Here is a 17457-nt window from a genome sequence, read left to right on the forward strand (position 1 = left end):
CGTTGTCACGTCTGTCATCTATCACGATCCAATGACAGTAATTTTGCGTGCCACTGACGCTGACTTTGTGCGCCGCGAGCAGCAGCGCTTGCAGGGTGAGTGGTACTTATTCAGATCGCGCGGCACACGCCGTTCGAAGTAGAAGTTACCGCGTTTGTTGAATGGATCCCGGACCGAAACTTCATACGCCATGTCCTACCACGGGGCTCCTTCGCAGAATTTGCGAGGCGTATCAACACGTTGACCTGAGAAGTGGTGCCCCCACACGGACTCGAACCGCGGACCCACTGATTACAAATCAGTTGCTCTACCAGCTGAGCTATAGGGGCAGTGCTGGCCGTTTACTTGGAACCTCGCCCGCGTTCAAGAGGATTGGAACGGTTCCGCAACGGTCTCAGCGGTTCGCACGGGCCAGCAGCGCCACCGCGCAAAGGCCCACGAAGATCACCACCAGGGCCGCCGGGGCCGCTTCGCCCAACTGCTCCAGGCTCGCCTTCTCGTAGACCCGGGTGGCCAGGGTGTCATAGTTGAAAGGGCGCAGGAGAAGCGTCGCCGGAAGCTCCTTCACGCTGTCCACGAAGACCATCAGCAACGCGGAGGCAAGCGAACCGCGGATCAGCGGGAAGTGGATTTCCCGCAGCACCGATGCCCTGTTGCGCCCCAGGGACCGGGCCGCCATGGGCAGCGACGGCGGTATCCGCCCCATGGCACTGTCAGCCGCCCCCTGGGCGATGGCGAAGAACCGGACCGAATAGGCCAGCACCAGAGCAAACCCCGTCCCGGTCAGCAGCAGCCCCGGGTCGCGTCCGGTCGCAAGGAAGATCGCGTCGGCGACGCGGTGATCCAGCCCCGCCAGCGGGATCAGGATGCCCACGGCCAGAACCGCCCCGGGCGCGGCGTAGCCGATCGTGGTGACCGGCATCAGTAGGCGCGGCAGTGCCGCACCCGACAGGCGGACACCATAGACCAGGAAGACCGCCGCCCCCACGGTGACCAGCGCCGCCAGGCCGCAGACCGTCAGCGTGTGCCGCAGCGCCTTCAGCAACCCGGGGTCGGACCAGGCCGCCGCCTCGTTCAGCGCGTGGGACGCGATCACCGCCCCCGGCAGGATGAAACCCATGGCGAATGGCAGCGTACAGGCCAGCGTCGCCAGCCAGGCACCGGCCCCGCGCAATTGCACCGGCACGATCGGTCGGTGCCGGCTGGACAGGTTGTAATAGCGAAGGCGCCTCCGAGAGGATTTCTCCAGCAGGACGAGGAACACCACGAGGCCCAGGATGACACAGGCGATCTGCGCAGCCCCCCCGGCATTGTAGCTTTGCAGCCAGACGGAGAAGATGCCCGTGGTCAGCGTCTGCACCGCGAAATAATCCACCGTGCCGAAATCGTTGACCGTTTCCATCATCACGATGGCGACGGAGGCCGCAATGGCGGGGCGCGCCAGCGGCAGACCGACGGTCAGGAACCGCCGCAGGGGCCCGCGTCCCAGGGACATGGCGACCTCTTCCGCGCCGCCCGACTGTTCCCGGAAGGCGGCACGGGACAGCAGGTAGACATAGGGGTATAGCGAGGCGGAGAGGACGATGATCGCCGCCCCGATGGAGCGGACCTCAGGGAACCAGTAGTCCCGGGCGGAGGACCAGCCGAACAACTGGCGCATCCCGCTTTGCACCGGGCCCGCGTATTCCAGGAAATCGACCAGGGCGTAGGCGCCGACATAGGCCGGGATCGCCATGGGCAACAGCAGCAGGTATTCGAGCCAGCGATGCGCCGGGAAGCGGTAACGGGTCACCAGCCAGGCCGCGCCGGTGCCCACGGCCCCCGTCAGCGCGCCGACCGCCGCCATCAGGATCAGCGAATTGCCCAGGTAGCGCGGTAGGGTCGTCGCGACCAGGTGGGGCCAGATGTTCTGCTCCGGCCAGAGGGCCGTCCAGATGACCGACAGGATCGGGAACAGCACCACAAGCGCGATGAGAACCGCCCCAGCGGACCACGGGGAGAACCGCAGGCGAAAGCGGCGGTCGGAGGAAACTGCGGGGGAACTAGGCTGACTGTGCGGCATGAAGACTGGTTGCCCGAAACCGCTTTGCCTGTCCAGATACTCGGGTGTATAGACCCGGATGGCCAAGCGGGGGTGAAACCATGAAGATCGTTCTCCATGCGGGCGTTCACGCGACGGACGAAGACCAGCTGATCAAGTGCCTGCTGAAGAGCCGGGACGCCCTGCACGAACAGGGGATCGCGATCCCGGGCCCGTCCCGCTACCGACGCGAACTGCGCGATGCGCTGCGCCAGCTGTCCCTTCACGCCCCCGAACCCGGGGCCCGAGATGCCTTCCTGCGCCAGATCCTGGACCACGACACCCCGGACAGGCTCGTCCTGTCCAACGACAATTTCTTCTGCGTCCCCAAGCTGGCCCTGCATCAGGGCAAGCTCTACGCCCATGCGGAGACAAAGCTGGCCGACCTGCGCGAATTCTTTGCCGGGGACGAGCTGGAGCTGTTCCTGGCGATCCGCAACCCCGCGACCTTCCTGCCGGATGTCTTTGCCCTGTCGCCGCAGGAAAGCTTCGATCAGTTCCTCTTCGGGGCCGATCCGATCACGCTGCGCTGGTCGGAGATGATCCACCGCATCCGGGAAACCCTGCCGGAGCTGAAGCTGACCGTCTGGTGCAACGAAGACGCCCCGCTGGTCTGGGGAGAGGTGCTGCGACGTCTCGCAGGCCTGCCGGAAGGGCATGTCATGGAAGGGGAATTCGATCTTCTGGGCGGCATCATGAAACCGGAAGGGATCAAGCGCCTGCATGATTTCCTGGCGGCCCATCCCGGCATGACCGAAAGCCAGCGCCGCCGCGCCGCCGTGGCCTTCCTCGACAAGTTCGCGATAGAAGACGCGCTGGAGGAGGAGCTTTCGGGCACCGACTGGGACGCGTTGATGATCGACATGCTGACGGAACTCTACGAGGAAGACGTCTACGACATCGAACGCATTCCCGGCGTCACCCTCATCCTGCCCTGATCCGCGGCATGCTTGCCGACAGGCCGGGCCGGTGGTGTCCGAGGTCGGACCGGGCTTTTCCCGGCCCCCTCGGCACCCGGCATCAGTGCATGCCGAGCGCTTCCTTGTACATTTCCAGAACCGCCTCTTCTTCGGCGATATCATCGGGCTCGCGCTTGCGCAGTGCGATGACCTTGCGCAGGACCTTGGTGTCGTAGCCCCGGCCCTTGGCCTCCGCCATGACTTCCTTCTGCTGGTCCGCGATGTCCTTCTTCTCGGCTTCCAGCCGTTCGTACCGCTCCACGAACTGGCGCAGTTCGCCGGCAGTGACGCGGTAGTTGGCGTCCGCCTTGCTCTCTTCGTCTTCCATCATCTCTTTCGCCTCCTGACGGCCTTTGGGCAGGTTCACTTGCTAGCCGTCGCGCCCCCCTGCCGCAAGCCCATTCGCGGGGCTGGGCGGCTGCATGCTTGCAACGGGACTGCGGCTCGTTTACCCGCGATGCGACAAACCGCGAGGAGAGACGGAATGGATATCGTGATCTGGGCAGGCGCCGCCGTTTCGGTGATCGGGCTGGTGATGCTGGTCACCTCGATCGTGAAGGTCGCCCGCGGCAAGGCCGCGAACCTTGACGATGCCGCCCTCCGGCAGGTCATCCAGCGCGCCATGCCGCTGAACATGGGCGGCCTCGCCCTGTCGGTGGTCGGATTGATGGCGGTAATTTTCGGCATCTGGCTGGGCTGAGACCTGCCGATCCTGCCCTGAGCCTGCCCTGACAGCGCCGCCCGCCCACGCGCAGCCAGCATAGTCACAACAAGTCCGATTCGAGGGATGGCAGCCTGTCTGCGCCGCCCGGGCCCGCCGCATTGCGGCATCAGGGGCCTCTGGTGGCGCAACCCGCCCGAATGCGGATTGCGCCGGTCCGGGCCGAAGCCCGCAAGGCCGGCCGTCAGATCGGCATGTTGTCGAAGCGGCTTTCGATCGCCTCGTTCGTCAGGTCTTCCTGAAGCTGGCGCAGGGTCGCCGGCACGCCGACCCCCTTGCGTGCGAAGTCGCCCACGAGTTCATGCAGTTGCGGCAGGTGACGGTGACGGTTCCCCGGGCGCGTCCCGGCAATCATGCTCGACACATGAGCCATCTTGCGCTCCAGTTCTTCCGACGAAATCGGCTGCATCCTTGATCCTCCCGAGTTGGGGAAAGCCGCTGCATTGCAGCATAGACGTCTGGCTTTCCGGCTCCGTACCGGGCCGACGCTCCTCCCAAGCGGGCCCACGTCAACTATAGCGGAAGCCCGGCGAGGCGACCAAGGTATTTGACGCCTCTCGCGGCAACAGGTCGCTATCCTCCCAATGCCCGTTTTCCCTGTGCCCCCGGATGCCGGGATCACTGGACAGGCGGGGGCCTGCCGCTCTATCAAATTCGCATGAACATTCGCCCCATCACCCCGCTCTATGCCGTCTCCCCGCAGATCGATCCGGCCGACCTTCCGGCCATCCGTGATGCCGGGTTTGTCCGCGTGATCTGCAACCGTCCGGATGCCGAGAACCCGCCGCACCTGCAGGCCGCCGCCATGGCGCGGGCCGCGGAAGCCGCCGGGATCGACTTCGTCGTCCTGCCGCTGACCCATGACACGATGACCCCCGACAACGTCGCCAGGCAGATGGATCTGGCCACGGCCGACGGGCCCGTCCTGGCCTACTGCGCTTCGGGCACCCGTTGTTCCGTCGTCTGGTCCCTGGCCAAGGCCAGCAGCGGCGACCTGACTGTTGCCGAGATCCTGGAAACAACTGCAAAGGCCGGCTACGACCTGTCCGGCCTGCGCCCCCGGCTGCAGCAGCTTTCCGAGGGCTGAGCCACCAGATCGCGCATGCCCCGGGCCGCAGGACACCGGGGCATCGCCTGCGATCATTCCTCCAGATCGGGCAGGTCGGGCAGATCCGCCATGGACATGGCCGGGAAATCACCGTCACCATCCAGTTCGGGCAGATCGGACAGATCCGGAAGATCGCCCATGGCGGGGAATGCCTCATCCTCGCCTCCCGCCCCCTCGTCCTCCATCGCGGACATGTCAGGCAGGTCTCCCAACTCCGGCAGGTCCGAGAGATCCGGCAGATCCTCCGACATGGCAAAGCTCGGCTCTTCCGCCTCTTCGACATGATCGAATCCCGGTCCGTCATCGGCGGCCATGGGCAAGCCCGCAAGGGCACCGCCCCCGTTTCCGGGACGTTCCGCCGCCTCCCTCGCCTCGGCCAGTTCCTCCATGGTCAGGCGCACGGCGCGAAAGCCGTTCATCTGCCCCAGCCGAACCTTGCCCAGGCACAGGGTGCGGCCTGCCTCGCCCCGCGTCTCCAGGCGTGTCTGGCTCAGCGCTTCCCGGGGGATCGGCACCACGTCCCCGACCTTCAGCGCGCTGACCTTGGCAAAGGGCATGGTCATCCGTCGCAGGACCGCATCGATCGTGGCCGGCGCGGACATCACCGCCTCCCCCACCGTGGCCCCGCCTCCGGACGCGCCCTCGACGTCCTCCTCGATCTGGACATTGCTGCGATCGGGCAGCGCCAGCAGCATCTGGCCCTGCCGCGTGTTGCCGAATTCGACATGCAGCCGGAAGACATGGAAATCCGGGGTTTCCAGCGCCAGCGTCAGCAACCGGACGCTCTCTATCCGGACGCCGAAGCTGAACCCCGTCATCCAGGAGGCATTCCGCTCCCCCTCCAGCATCATCGCGATCCGCAGGAAGACATCGTCGATCATCGGGCCGACAAGGGCCGCGTCGGTCGCCGTGGTGGCCCGGGAGTCCGGCTCCAGCGGCGACACCCGACCCATCGTGCTCTGCTCCACCAAGGCAGAGGTCGCCATGAGATCCAGCATCATCGCGCCGGGCAGCCGCCCCGCGCCATCCAGCAGGACCAGCAGGGCCTCATCCGAAAGCTCTTCCTCCAACGCCTCGGCCGACATGAAGTCATACCGGCACGACAGGACCACCAGGGACATGTCCAGCATTTCGTCAGCACTCTTGGCAAGCGCCAGCCGCAACGCCTTCTCGGGCGACATGGCCCGGGCCTGGTAGGTCTCTTTCGCCACTGTCGCCTTGCGGCGCAGGACGGGGTTCAATTGACTGGTTGCCATGCTTCCGCCACCGCCATTCGCGGGTATCTCACACGGTTCTAGGCGTCAGATGGTTACCATTGCATTTAACGATGGCCGCTCACTGTGCGGCAAGCACATCCGCGGCGGGCAAAACAACCCGAAACGCGGCGCCTCTCTGGCCCGGCAGGTAGGACACCGTCCCCCCAAGTCGCGCCATGATTTCGCGGCAGATCGCCAGGCCCAGCCCTGCCCCGCCGGCCTTCTGCTCTCCGATGCGGGCGAATTTCTCGAAGATCAGCGCCTGCTGGTCCGTTTCGATGCCCGACCCGTTGTCGATGAAATCCACCATCAGCTGCCCCTCGGCCCGGCGCACGGCGATCCGCAGGCTCGGCTGCGCCGCATCGCAGTACTTCCGCGCATTGGCGATCAGGTTGATGAAGACCTGCGAAAGGCGGTCCCCGTCCGTCTCCAGCCAGACCTCCTCCTGCGCGGGCGCGCGCCGCAGCAGCAGGTCAGAGGCCTCCGCCCCCGTGGCATCCACCGCCTGGTCGATCACGTCGCGCAGGCGGACCCGGGCCAGGTTCAGGCTCACCTGCCCATTCTCCAGCACCGACAGATCCAGCAGGTCATCCAGCAACCGGGTCAGCCGCAGCGCCTCGTCATGGATGATCTGGGCATATTTCCCCTTCTGCGGGCCGGTCAGGTCCGGCGCATCGCGCAGGATCTCCGAAAACGCCCGGATGGAGGTCATGGGCGTGCGCAATTCGTGGCTGATCTGGCTCAGGAAGGCATCCTTCTGCACCGAAAGCTGGGTCAGCTTTTCGTTCGCCAGCCGCAGCTGGCGGGCGGTGCGGGTCAGCTCGGCCGACTTGGCCTCCAGCTGGCTGGAATATTCCATGATCTGCGCGGTCTCATCCGCCACCGCCATCAGATCCTCGACCGAAACCGCCGCGCGGCCGACGATCTGCCCCACCATGGCATGGGCCGTGGCCGCGCCGACAGAGCCCGACAGCTCGCGCTCCAGCACCTGCAGGAACTCGCCCGTGGGTTCGGGCAGATAGCCCTGCACGCCCTGCCGCGCGGCCTCCCTCTGGAACAGCTTCTGCGCCTCCCGCGCGCCCAGCAGGCGCTGCGCCATGACCATCAGGTCCTCTGACTGCGCCGCACCACCTTCCCAGCCCTTCGGACTGGCCGAATGCTGGAAGATGTTCACGAACTGCGCCCCCTGCAGCCGCTCCATCGGCGAGGGGAAGGAGAAGAGCGATACCACGACGAAGAGCCCTGCGTTGATCAGCATCGACCACAGCACGCCATGCACCAGCGGATCCAGCCCCTCGATCCCGAAGAGCGCGTAGGGCCGCAGCCAGCTGATCCCCCAGGGTCCCTGCTGCATCACCTGCGCGGGCAGGATCACCCCCTCCCCGAAGGAGGGCAGGAACAGGCACCAGAGCCAGATCACGAACCCCGCGCCCAGCCCCGCCAGCGCCCCGTTCCGCGCGCCCCCGCGCCAGAAGATGCCCCCCAGCAACGGCGGCAGGAACTGCGCCACGCCGGAGAAGGAGATCAGCCCGATGGAGGCCAGCGCCGCCCCGCCCCCGGAAATCCGGTAGTAGAGGTAACCCAGGAACAGCACGCCCACGATGGACAACCGCCGCGCCAGGATGACCACGTGGCGCACGTCGCCCGACACCATTGCCCCCTTGCCCGGCTCCAGCTTCAGCCAGATCGGCATGACGATATGGTTCGACACCATGGTCGACAGGGCAATGGCCGCCACGATCACCATCGAGGTGGCAGAACTGAAGCCGCCGATGAAGGACAGCGTCGCCAGCCCGGTCTGGCCGCCCTGCAGCGGCAGGGTCAGCACGAACATGTCCGGGTTCGACCCGGCCGGCAGCATCGCCAGCCCCGCCACCGCGATCGGCATGACGAAAAGGCTCATCAGCATGACGTAGAGGGGGAAGGCCCAGGAGGCGGTGCGCAGGTGCGTCTCCGTCTCGTTCTCCACCACCAGCACCTGAAACATCCGCGGCAGGGTGATGAAAGCGGCGGCAGCCAGGAAGATCAGACCTGACCAGCGGCCATCGGCCATCTCCCACCGGCCCAGCCGGGCCGAGGCGTCAATCCGCGCCAGCGTCTCTCCCACGCCGCCGCCCAGCCCCCAGACCACGTAGATCCCCACCGCCAGCAATGCGCAGAGCTTCACCACCGCCTCCACCGCGATGGCCATGACGACGCCGTGGTGGCGTTCGTTGGCATCCAGGTTGCGCGTCCCGAAAAGCACGGTGAAGAACGCCAGTCCCGCCGCGACCCAAAGCGCCGTCGTCTCGCTGCCCGCCCCCAGCCGCGCGGTGGGATCCGCCTCCGCGAAGACGGCAAAGCTCTGCGTCACCGACTGCAGCTGCAGGGCGATATAGGGCGTCGTGCCCACCACGGCGATCAGCGTCACCGCCACCGCCAGCCCGTTCGACTTCCCGAAGCGGGAGGAGATCAGGTCGGCGACCGAGGTGATCCGCTGGCTCCGCCCGATGCGCACGATCTTCCGAAGCGCCCAGAACCAGCCGATCATCACCAGCGAGGGCCCGATGTAGATCGTCAGGTATTCCAGGCCCGACCGCGCGGCGTATCCGACGGCCCCGTAAAAGGTCCAGGCGGTGCAGTAGATCGACAGCGACAGCGTGTAGACCGCGGGCGAGCGCAGCCAGCCCGTTCGCCCCCGCTTCGCGGCCCGCTCCGCCCCGAAGGCCACAAGGAACAGCGCCGCACCATAGGCGATGCAGACCCCCACCAGCATGTTGAGAGAGGCCATCACCGCGCGCCCGCTCCGCCGGGGCCGCCGTCTTCATCCTCCGCCTCTCGTGCGGCCTGCGCGCCCTGCCCCGGCAAGGGCAGCGCCTGCACCCTGCGCGGTTCGACAAAGGTGATGGGTTCGTCCACCGCCGCCGGGCGCGTGGCATCCGCCGCCTCGATCTCCTTGACCGAAACCCTGCGCACCAGCAGGAATGAGGCCAGCGCCAGCCCGGCCCAGGTGGCGAAGATGTAGATCATCGCATGCGAGGTCGCCATGCCCTGCCCGGCGTCACCCTCCCCCCGTTCCGGCCAGAGCAGCGGCACGGCCAGCAGGATCACCCCCAGCACCGGCAGCAGCCGGGTCGCATCGATCAGGCGGCGCTGCCGGTAGCCCTGGCGTTCCAGAAAGACCGGGCGGGTCTGCGGCGGGCTCATGCGCCGACCAGCGCGTTGACAGCCTCCAACACCTCGGCGTTGGAAAAGGGCTTGGACATGAACAGGCTCGCCCCGATCTCCTCCGCCAGGGCGCGGTCCTTGGTCTGGCCCCGCGCGGTCAGCATCAGCACCGGCAGGTTTCCGGTGACGTCACTGGCCCGCAGGTCGCGCAGGATGTCGTAGCCCGACCGCCCCGGCAGCATCACGTCCAGGATCACCAGGTCGGGATTGCGCGCCGCCACGGCCTCCACCGCGTCCACCCCGTTGGAATGGCTGGCCACGCGCCAGCCATCCCGCGACAGGATGAAGGTGATGGCTTCGATGATGTTCGGCTCGTCTTCTATGACGAGTACGGACTTGCCCATTCGGTCCTCCCCTCCCTGCAGAGCAATGCCGGAAGGTTCTAGCAGCCTTTCCGCCTTCGATGAAAGCATCATGTGCACCGGCTTCGCAACCACCGCGTGACGCGGCGGGCCGGGCCGGGGTGCACCGAACGGGCCAACCGGTGGAGGGCGCCCCCCGGGCCGGGATCACGCGCTGGCGCGGCGGCTCAGCAGAAGCAGCAGGCCAAAGCCGATCATCCCCGCGCCCGACACCCGGTTGAACAGGTGCAGATGCCGCCCTGCATGGCGCGCGGCCAGCCGTCCCACCAGGGCGTAGACGGCAATCGCGCAAAGCTCCAGCGCCAGGAAGATCGCACCAAGGGTCAGGTAGCTTTCGCCATAATGGGCGGGCACGACGAATTGCGGAAAGAAGGCCGCGAAGATCAGGATCGCCTTGGGATTGCCCAGGGCGACCAGCGCCTCCCGCCGGAAGGCCGTGCCCAGGTCCGGCGCCGCGGCAATCGCGCTCTCGCCCCTGCCCGACAGCAGCAGGCGCAGGCCGAGCCAGATCAGATAGGCCGCCCCCACCAGCTTCACCGCCGTGAAGAGCAGCGCCGAGGTCTGCAGCAGCAGGCCCAGCCCCAGCCCGGCCAGCGCGATCATCGGCACGAAGGCCAGGATCCGCCCGACACCTGCCCGCAGCGCGAAGAGCGTGCCGCGCGTGGCGCCATTGCCCAGGGCCATCAGGTTGTTGGGGCCGAAGGCCAGGTTCAGGGCGAAACAGGCGGGAATGAACAGCAGCAGGTCGGGCATCGGATCCTCCGGGAAACCGCGCCACAATGCGCCTGCCCCGCCGGGCGTCAAGCCCGCAGGAGAACGGCCGCGCCCGAAACGCGGGCTCAGGCACCGGATTCGGCCATGATCGACGGCTCCCGCCGGCCCCGGCAATCGGCCTTGGGGCAGATCCGGCAGGTCACGCCCACGCGCGGCAGGCTGCTTTCCGGGCCCGTCGCCGTGCCGGGCTGGATCAGCATATGCGCCTCGAACGTGGGATCTCGGTTGGCCACCTGCGGCCCGGCGGGCTGGGCGATGGCATGGGTCAGGAACACGCCTTCCGACCGCCCCGCCAGCCGGATCACGCTGGCCATGGGCATCATCGGGCGGCTCAGCGCCTGGAACAGCGGCCAAAGCGGACAGGCCGCGCCGAACCGCGGCAGCGGGAAGTGATCCAGCGGCTTGCGGAAGGTCAGCGTGCCCGAGGCATCGCAGGCCACCAGCCCCAGAGGCGCCCGCCCCTTCTCCGCCAGCACCGCCACCGGCAGGGTCGCCAGCCGCCGCATCATCCGCCCCGGATCCACCCCGAACCGCGCCGCCAGCGCCACCGGATCCAGCGGGCCCTCGGCAGGCAGCGCCGCCGCGACCACATCTACCGGCAGCATCTCCGCATCCCGGGCGTAGCGTTCCAGCGCCCGATGCGCCATCAGCCGCCCCGCCCCCGATCCCAGCCTGTCACGCGCCGCCTCCAGCAGCGTTTCCAGCGCACCGGGCCCCGCCCCGCCTTCCAGCTCCGGGAAGTGGAACCCGTGATCCGACAGAAACCCCTCCACCTCATCCTGCGGAGAGGCAATCGCCGCCTCGCTCGTCTCGCCCTCGTCCAGTTCCTCCACCAGACGCCGCGCGCCTTCTGCCAGGCGTGCGCTGTCCTCGTGGATATTCCGGTGGAACCGCTCTCGCCACTCCGGCTCCAGCGCCGTTTCCCCCACCAGGATCTCGGCCGAGGCATGGATCGCGGTCACCGTCGACAGCACCTCGTGCAACGAGGCCGCAAGATGCGGATCATGGGTCAGGCGGTCGGTCAGCGCTTCCACCGCCTGCTGCAGCGCGCCCAGCCGCTGCCCCTGCACGGCCACCAGCCGCGCCCAGCCGGGAAAGCGCCCCACGAATTCCTCGATCCGCTCCAGGTCGGCGCCCGCCTCGGGCCGGTCCGCCGCCGCCTGCCGCAACTGCGCCAGCAGGGCCGCCTCCGCCCCCTCCGACAGGGCCGAGGGTTCGACGCCCAGCGCCTCCGCCAGAGACAGCAGCAATTTCCCGCCGATTCTGCGCCGATTGTGCTCGATCAGGTTGAGGTAGGAGGCCGAAATCCCCGCCCGCCGGGCCAGTTCCGCCTGCCGCATCCCCAGCAGATTCCGCCTTTCGCGAATACGGGTACCCGTAAGACTTGCGGTTCTTGCTCTGTCAGGCATCGAATTTCCCTGCACTTTCAACGAATTTCTGCGGCGCAAAAAAATTAATTTACTGATACCGCATCTGCATAGTCGATCAATTTACAAAAAAATCAAGCAATCAAAGTGACTTGTTGCTAGGTTTTCCAACTGTCTGCCATGATATCTTTGCATCGTCGTCCCAGCGTGCTGCGCTGGAACACGTTGAAGTGGCCGGGCGGAGGAGGTCCGGCTGCACAATCCTAGGGAGGTTATCCATGACGAACAGACTGACCCGTCGCGGGCTGCTGAAAACCGGTGCCGTGGGCGGCGCCGGACTAGCCCTGCCGACCATCTTCACCAGCGGCGCAAGCGCTTTTACCAACGAACCCATGGGCGGCACCGTCACCCTTGGCTTCAACGTCCCCCAGTCCGGCCCCTACGCCGATGAAGGGGCCGACGAACTGCGGGCCTACATGCTCGCGGTGGAGCATCTGAACGGCGAAGGTGACGGCGGCATGCTCACCACCTTCAGCTCCAAGGCCCTCGAAGGCTCCGGCATCCTGGGCAAGAAGGTCGAATACGTGACCGGCGACACCCAGACCAAGTCGGACGCGGCGCGGGCCTCGGCCAAGTCGATGATCGAAAAGGACGGCGCGGTGATGATCACCGGCGGCTCCTCTTCGGGCGTCGCGGTGGCCGTGCAGGGCCTCTGCCAGGAAGCGGGCGTCATCTTCATGGCGGGCCTCACCCACTCCAACGACACCACCGGCAAGGACAAGAAGGCGAACGGCTTCCGCCACTTCTTCAACGCCTACATGTCGGGCGCCGCGCTGGCGCCGGTGCTGGCCAAGCAGTACGGCACCGACCGCAAGGCCTATCACCTGACCGCCGACTACACCTGGGGCTGGACCCAGGAAGAGTCGATCAAGGCCGCGACCGAAGCGCTTGGCTGGGAAACCGTCAACACCGTCAAGACGCCGCTGTCGGCCACCGACTTCAGCTCCTACATCACGCCGGTCCTGCAGACCGACGCCGATGTGCTGATCCTGAACCACTACGGCGGCAACATGGTCAACTCGCTGACCAACGCCGTGCAGTTCGGCCTGCGCGACAAGATGGTCAACGGCAAGAAGTTCGAAATCGTCGTCCCGCTCTTCTCGCGCCTGATGGCACGTGGCGCGGGTGAGAACATCAAGGGCATCCTCGGCTCCACCAACTGGCACTGGTCCCTGCAGGACGAAGGATCCAAGGCCTTCGTCAAGAGCTTCGGCACCAAGTACGGCTTCCCGCCGTCCCAGGCCGCGCACACCTGCTACGTGCAGACCCTGCTCTACGCGGATGCAGTGCAACGTGCCGGATCCTTCAACCCCTGCGCCGTGGCAGAGGCCCTCGAAGGGTTCGAATTCGACGGCATGGGCAATGGTCCGACGCTCTACCGCGCAGAAGACCACCAGTGCTTCAAGGATGTGCTCGTGGTGCGCGGGAAAGAGAACCCGACGTCGGAGTTCGACCTTCTCGAAGTGGTCGAGGTCACCCCCGTGGGCCAGGTCACCTACGAGCCGGATCACCCGATGTTCGCCGGTGGCGCGCTCGGGTCCTGCAACCCCGGCGCCTGACCGGACAGTTCGGGCGGCGACCCGCGCCGGATAATACGCACCGACGCTATACCGACGTAATACCGACGTTGGACCGACGTGCCATTTCGGCCCCGTTTCCGCCCCAGTTCCTGTCATCCGGGCCGCGCCTTTCCGGTGCGGCCCTCCCCCTCTCCCGCAGGGGTTCCGGCCCGTTGCCGGCCCCTGGCAGAGCCCCCGACAGAGCAAAGGTAGGGCCATGGACGCTATCATCCTTCAAATCCTCAACGGGTTGGACAAGGGCAGTGCCTATGCACTGATCGCCCTTGGCCTGACCCTGATCTTCGGCACGCTCGGCGTGGTGAACTTCGCCCATGGCGCGCTGTTCATGATCGGCGCCTTCTGTGCCGTGACCCTCAACAAGTTGCTGAACCTGTCGTTCGAAACCGTGGATCCCACGCGCACGGACTTCCTGGGCAACCCCTTGAAAGTAAAGACGCCCTATGTCGAAAGCTGGTTCGGTCCGGAGTTCGGTCATGCCATCATCGACTGGTCCGTACCGCTGGCGATCCTGTTCTCGATCCCGATCATGATCGCCATCGGCTTCATCATGGAACGCGGGCTGATCAAACATTTCTACCGCCGCCCCCATGCCGACCAGATCCTGGTGACCTTCGGCCTGGCCATCGTGCTGCAGGAACTGATCAAGCACTACTACGGCGCCAATCCCATCCAGACCCCCGCCCCGGATGCCTTCCGTGGCTCCTTCGACTTCGGCCTGCTGCTGGGTTTCGACGCGAATACAGTGATTTATCCCTACTGGCGCATGATCTACTTCGCCTTCGCGGCGGTGATCATCGGCGGTGTCTTCGCCTTCCTGCAGTTCACCACCTTTGGCATGGTCGTCCGCGCCGGCATGGCGGATCGCGAAACCGTCGGCCTGCTGGGCATCAACATCGACAAGCGCTTCACCATCATGTTCGGCCTGGCCGCCGCCGTCGCGGGCCTAGCAGGCGTGATGTACGCCCCAATCAATTCGCCCAACTATCACATGGGCATGGATTTTCTCGTCCTCAGCTTCGTCGTCGTCGTGGTTGGCGGCATGGGCTCCCTGCCCGGCGCGGTCGCCGCGGGCTTCCTGCTCGGCATCCTCGAAAGCTTTGCCTCGATGAACGAGATCAAATCCATCATCCCCGGCATCGACCAGATCATCATCTACGTCGCCGCCATCATCATTCTGCTGACCCGTCCCCGTGGCCTCATGGGCCGCAAGGGCGTGATGGAGGACTAAGCCCATGCTGGGACTGAACAAAAAGGACTTCACCCTTCTGCTGATCGTGGGAGCGCTGGTCGTCTTCGCGCCCTTCATCCTCAACCCCTTCCCCGCCGACAGCGCGATGGCGCAGTTCAACGCGGGCTACCCGGACCTGATGCAGCGCTTCGTGATCTTCGGGATCTTCGCCATCGGCTTCAACATCCTCTTCGGCCTGACCGGATACCTCTCCTTCGGCCACGCGGCCTTCCTGGGCGTGGGCTCCTACTCCGCCGTCTGGATGTTCAAGCTGCTGTCGATGAACATCATCCCGGCGATCATCCTTTCGGTCATCGTCTCGGGCCTCTTTGCGCTGCTGATCGGCTACGTCAGCCTGCGACGCACCGGGATCTACTTCTCGATCCTGACGCTGGCCTTTGCGGAAATGTCCTTCCGCCTTGCCTACTCGGTGCTGACGCCCATCACCAACGGCGAAACCGGGCTCCAACTGACGCTCGAAGATCCCCGTATCCTGGGGGCCAGCGCGACGGCCACCGGCGGCATCCCCGTGACCAACGTCTTCGGCCTGGAAATGCGCGGAACCGAAGTCCTCAACCTCGGCGGCTGGTCCTTCCAGTTCAACAACGGCTACTACATGTGCGCCATTGTCCTCCTGGTTGCCTTCTACATCGCCATCCGCATCTTCCGCTCGCCCTTCGGGATGATGCTGCGCGCGGTGAAGTCGAACCAGCAGCGGATGAACTACACCGGCCTGAACACCAAGCCCTACACCCTTGCCGCCTTTGTGATTTCCGGCATGTATGCCGGGCTTGCCGGTGGCCTGATGGCCTCGATGGACCCACTGGCAGGTGCAGAGCGGATGCAATGGACCGCCTCGGGCGAGGTCGTCCTGATGACGATCCTCGGCGGCGCGGGCACCCTGATCGGCCCGGTGCTGGGTGCGGGCTTCATCAAGTACTTCGAGAACATTTTCTCCAAGATCAACGAACAGGTCCTGCACTCCTGGTTCCACGCCCTGCCCGACGGGATCGAAAACGCGATCGTCTGGGTGGCGGAACACTTCGTCGGCTCCGGCTGGCACCTGACGCTCGGCCTGCTGTTCATGCTGGTCGTCACCTTCCTGCCCGGCGGCCTTGTCGAAGGCGGGCAGAGGATCGGCCGATTGCTCCGACGCAAACCCTCGGAGAAGACCGCCACGCAATCCACCCCGGCCGAGTAAGGAGGCGACGATGGGTATCCTTGAAGTCAAGAATGTCGGCAAGCGCTTCGGCGGCCTCCAGGCCCTGGGTGACGTGAACCTCTCCGTGCAGGAGAACACCGTCCACGCCATCATCGGCCCCAACGGCGCGGGAAAGTCGACCCTGCTGAACTGCCTGGTGGGCAAGCTGATCCCCGACACCGGGTCGGTCATGTTCGACGGCCAGTCGGTGCTGGGCCGCACGCCCTATGAGATCAACCAGATGGGCATTTCCCGCGTCTTCCAGACGCCGGAGATCTTCGGCGACCTCACGGTGATGGAGAACATGATGATCCCCTGCTTCGCCAAGCGCGACGGGATCTTCAAGCTGAACGCGCTCAGCTCCGTCGAAAGCCAGAAGGACATCCGTGAAAAGGCCGAGGCGATGCTGGAAGACATGAACATGATCGACAAGCGCCACATGCACACCGCCTCCATGTCGCGGGGCGACAAGCGGCGGCTGGAAATCGGCATGTGCCTGGCGCAGGAACCGCGCCTGCTGCTGCTGGATGAACCCACCGCAGGCATGGCGCGGGCAGACACCAACAACACCATCGACCTGCTGAAGCAGATCAAGGCCGAACGCGACATCACCATCGCCATCATCGAACACGACATGCACGTCGTCTTCAGCCTCGCCGACCGGATCACCGTGCTGGCCCAGGGCACCCCCCTGGTCGAGGACGTGCCGGAAAACATCAAGGGCAATCCCAAGGTGCGCGAAGCCTACCTTGGCGAAAGCGCAGCGGCGTAAGGAGGTCTTCCCATGAACGTCAAACCCGACTTCTCCAAGGGCCACAACCTGGCCGAAACCGCCCCCGCCTTCCTCTCCGTCTGGAACATGGAGAGCTACTACGGCGAGAGCTACATCGTGCAGAACATCTCCTTCAACGTCCACGAAGGGGAGATCCTGGCCCTGCTGGGCCGCAATGGCGCAGGCAAGACCTCTACCCTGCGCTCCATCGCGCGGATGAACGCGCCCCAGGTCACCCACGGGGAAATCTGGCTGGATCACCAGCCGCTGCACAAGATGACCAGCTACCAGGCCGCCCAGGCGGGCATCGGGCTGGTGCCTGAAGACCGCTCGATCATCCCCGGCCTGACGGTGGAGGAAAACATCCAGCTCGCCCAGATCGCCCCGCCCATCGGCTGGTCGGCGGAGCGGCTCTACGATCTCTTCCCCCGCCTCGGCGAGCGGCGGAAGCAGGAGGGCGTGACCCTATCGGGCGGCGAACAGCAGATGCTGGCCATCGCCCGGGCGCTGGCCCGCGACATCAAGGTGCTGCTGCTCGACGAACCCTACGAAGGGCTGGCTCCCGTCATCGTCGACGAGATCGAAAAGACCCTCCGCATCATCAAGGAACAGGGCATCACAACCGTCATCGTCGAACAGAACGCCGTGCGCGCGCTGGAACTCGCGGACCGCTCCGTCATCCTCGACACCGGCTCCATCGTCTTCGACGGCTCGGCCGCCGAGGTGCTGGGGAACGAGGAGCTGCGCGCGGAATATCTCGCGATCTGACTCGCTTCTGAGCC

17 protein-coding genes and 1 tRNA gene are annotated in these 17457 nt (G+C 65.9%); 8 read left to right on the forward strand and 10 right to left on the reverse strand.

What is annotated here, in order from left to right:
- Positions 1 to 253 precede the first annotated feature (253 nt).
- Together AC2IR1_RS16685 and AC2IR1_RS16690 are read right to left on the reverse strand one after the other, a co-directional pair.
- Positions 254 to 329 (reverse strand) — tRNA-Thr (locus AC2IR1_RS16685).
- Positions 330 to 394: 65 nt separating this feature from the next.
- Positions 395 to 2062, reverse strand: coding sequence for an ABC transporter permease (locus AC2IR1_RS16690; RefSeq protein ID WP_486473095.1), 1668 nt, complete (start codon positions 2060 to 2062; stop codon positions 395 to 397).
- A gap of 80 nt (positions 2063 to 2142) precedes the next feature.
- On the opposite strand from AC2IR1_RS16690, the gene AC2IR1_RS16695 reads away from it, so the two are divergent.
- Positions 2143 to 3018, forward strand: a complete 876-nt coding sequence (locus AC2IR1_RS16695; protein WP_486473096.1) for a hypothetical protein — start codon at positions 2143 to 2145, stop codon at positions 3016 to 3018.
- Positions 3019 to 3100: 82 nt separating this feature from the next.
- On the opposite strand, the gene AC2IR1_RS16700 is transcribed toward AC2IR1_RS16695, so the two are convergent.
- Positions 3101 to 3370, reverse strand: coding sequence for a DUF2312 domain-containing protein (locus AC2IR1_RS16700; RefSeq protein WP_486473097.1), 270 nt, complete (start codon positions 3368 to 3370; stop codon positions 3101 to 3103).
- Positions 3371 to 3523: 153 nt separating this feature from the next.
- Between AC2IR1_RS16700 and AC2IR1_RS16705 the strand changes: the two genes are divergently transcribed.
- Positions 3524 to 3739 (forward strand): hypothetical protein, encoded by a 216-nt coding sequence (locus AC2IR1_RS16705; protein ID WP_486473098.1) that lies wholly within the window; start codon positions 3524 to 3526, stop codon positions 3737 to 3739.
- A gap of 205 nt (positions 3740 to 3944) precedes the next feature.
- Here AC2IR1_RS16705 and AC2IR1_RS16710 read toward each other — a convergent pair whose 3' ends face one another.
- Positions 3945 to 4169 carry a hypothetical protein gene (locus AC2IR1_RS16710; RefSeq protein WP_486473099.1) on the reverse strand — a complete coding sequence of 75 codons (225 nt, stop codon included), beginning with the start codon at positions 4167 to 4169 and terminating at the stop codon, positions 3945 to 3947.
- Positions 4170 to 4418: 249 nt separating this feature from the next.
- Between AC2IR1_RS16710 and AC2IR1_RS16715 the strand changes: the two genes are divergently transcribed.
- Positions 4419 to 4847, forward strand: coding sequence for a protein tyrosine phosphatase family protein (locus AC2IR1_RS16715; RefSeq protein ID WP_486473100.1), 429 nt, complete (start codon positions 4419 to 4421; stop codon positions 4845 to 4847).
- A 53-nt stretch (positions 4848 to 4900) separates the two neighbouring features.
- Here AC2IR1_RS16715 and AC2IR1_RS16720 read toward each other — a convergent pair whose 3' ends face one another.
- The 6 genes from AC2IR1_RS16720 to AC2IR1_RS16745 all read right to left on the reverse strand — a co-directional run bounded on the left by AC2IR1_RS16720 (position 4901) and on the right by AC2IR1_RS16745 (position 11807).
- Positions 4901 to 6124, reverse strand: a complete 1224-nt coding sequence (locus AC2IR1_RS16720) for a FliM/FliN family flagellar motor switch protein (RefSeq protein WP_486473101.1) — start codon at positions 6122 to 6124, stop codon at positions 4901 to 4903.
- A 79-nt stretch (positions 6125 to 6203) separates the two neighbouring features.
- Positions 6204 to 8894, reverse strand: a complete 2691-nt coding sequence (locus AC2IR1_RS16725) for an ATP-binding protein (RefSeq protein WP_486473102.1) — start codon at positions 8892 to 8894, stop codon at positions 6204 to 6206.
- A complete protein-coding gene (locus AC2IR1_RS16730) occupies positions 8894 to 9310 on the reverse strand; it encodes a hypothetical protein (RefSeq protein ID WP_486473103.1) in 417 nt (138 codons plus the stop codon). Before AC2IR1_RS16730 ends, AC2IR1_RS16725 begins: the two co-directional genes overlap by 1 nt.
- Positions 9307 to 9675 (reverse strand): response regulator transcription factor, encoded by a 369-nt coding sequence (locus tag AC2IR1_RS16735; protein ID WP_486473104.1) that lies wholly within the window; start codon positions 9673 to 9675, stop codon positions 9307 to 9309. Before AC2IR1_RS16735 ends, AC2IR1_RS16730 begins: the two co-directional genes overlap by 4 nt.
- Positions 9676 to 9840: 165 nt before the next feature.
- The gene (locus AC2IR1_RS16740; RefSeq protein WP_486473105.1) at positions 9841 to 10446 is read right to left on the reverse strand and encodes a LysE family translocator; all 606 of its coding nucleotides are present in this window, start codon (positions 10444 to 10446) and stop codon (positions 9841 to 9843) included.
- Between the two features lie 86 nt (positions 10447 to 10532).
- Positions 10533 to 11807 carry a short-chain fatty acyl-CoA regulator family protein gene (locus tag AC2IR1_RS16745; protein ID WP_486473106.1) on the reverse strand — a complete coding sequence of 425 codons (1275 nt, stop codon included), beginning with the start codon at positions 11805 to 11807 and terminating at the stop codon, positions 10533 to 10535.
- Between the two features lie 305 nt (positions 11808 to 12112).
- Here AC2IR1_RS16745 and AC2IR1_RS16750 point away from each other — a divergent pair, with 305 nt between their 5' ends.
- From AC2IR1_RS16750 to AC2IR1_RS16770, 5 genes are all read left to right on the forward strand, one after another.
- A complete protein-coding gene (locus AC2IR1_RS16750; RefSeq protein ID WP_486473107.1) occupies positions 12113 to 13453 on the forward strand; it encodes a substrate-binding protein in 1341 nt (446 codons plus the stop codon).
- A gap of 217 nt (positions 13454 to 13670) precedes the next feature.
- Positions 13671 to 14702 carry a branched-chain amino acid ABC transporter permease gene (locus AC2IR1_RS16755; protein ID WP_486473108.1) on the forward strand — a complete coding sequence of 344 codons (1032 nt, stop codon included), beginning with the start codon at positions 13671 to 13673 and terminating at the stop codon, positions 14700 to 14702.
- A gap of 4 nt (positions 14703 to 14706) precedes the next feature.
- Entirely contained in the window at positions 14707 to 15903 is a 1197-nt protein-coding gene (locus AC2IR1_RS16760) for a branched-chain amino acid ABC transporter permease (RefSeq protein WP_486473109.1), read from the forward strand.
- Between the two features lie 10 nt (positions 15904 to 15913).
- Entirely contained in the window at positions 15914 to 16675 is a 762-nt protein-coding gene (locus tag AC2IR1_RS16765; protein ID WP_486473110.1) for an ABC transporter ATP-binding protein, read from the forward strand.
- 12 nt (positions 16676 to 16687) lie between these two features.
- Positions 16688 to 17443, forward strand: coding sequence for an ABC transporter ATP-binding protein (locus AC2IR1_RS16770; protein ID WP_486473111.1), 756 nt, complete (start codon positions 16688 to 16690; stop codon positions 17441 to 17443).
- Positions 17444 to 17457: the final 14 nt, after the last annotated feature.

Source organism: Pseudooceanicola sp. NS-SX8 (assembly GCF_057380755.1).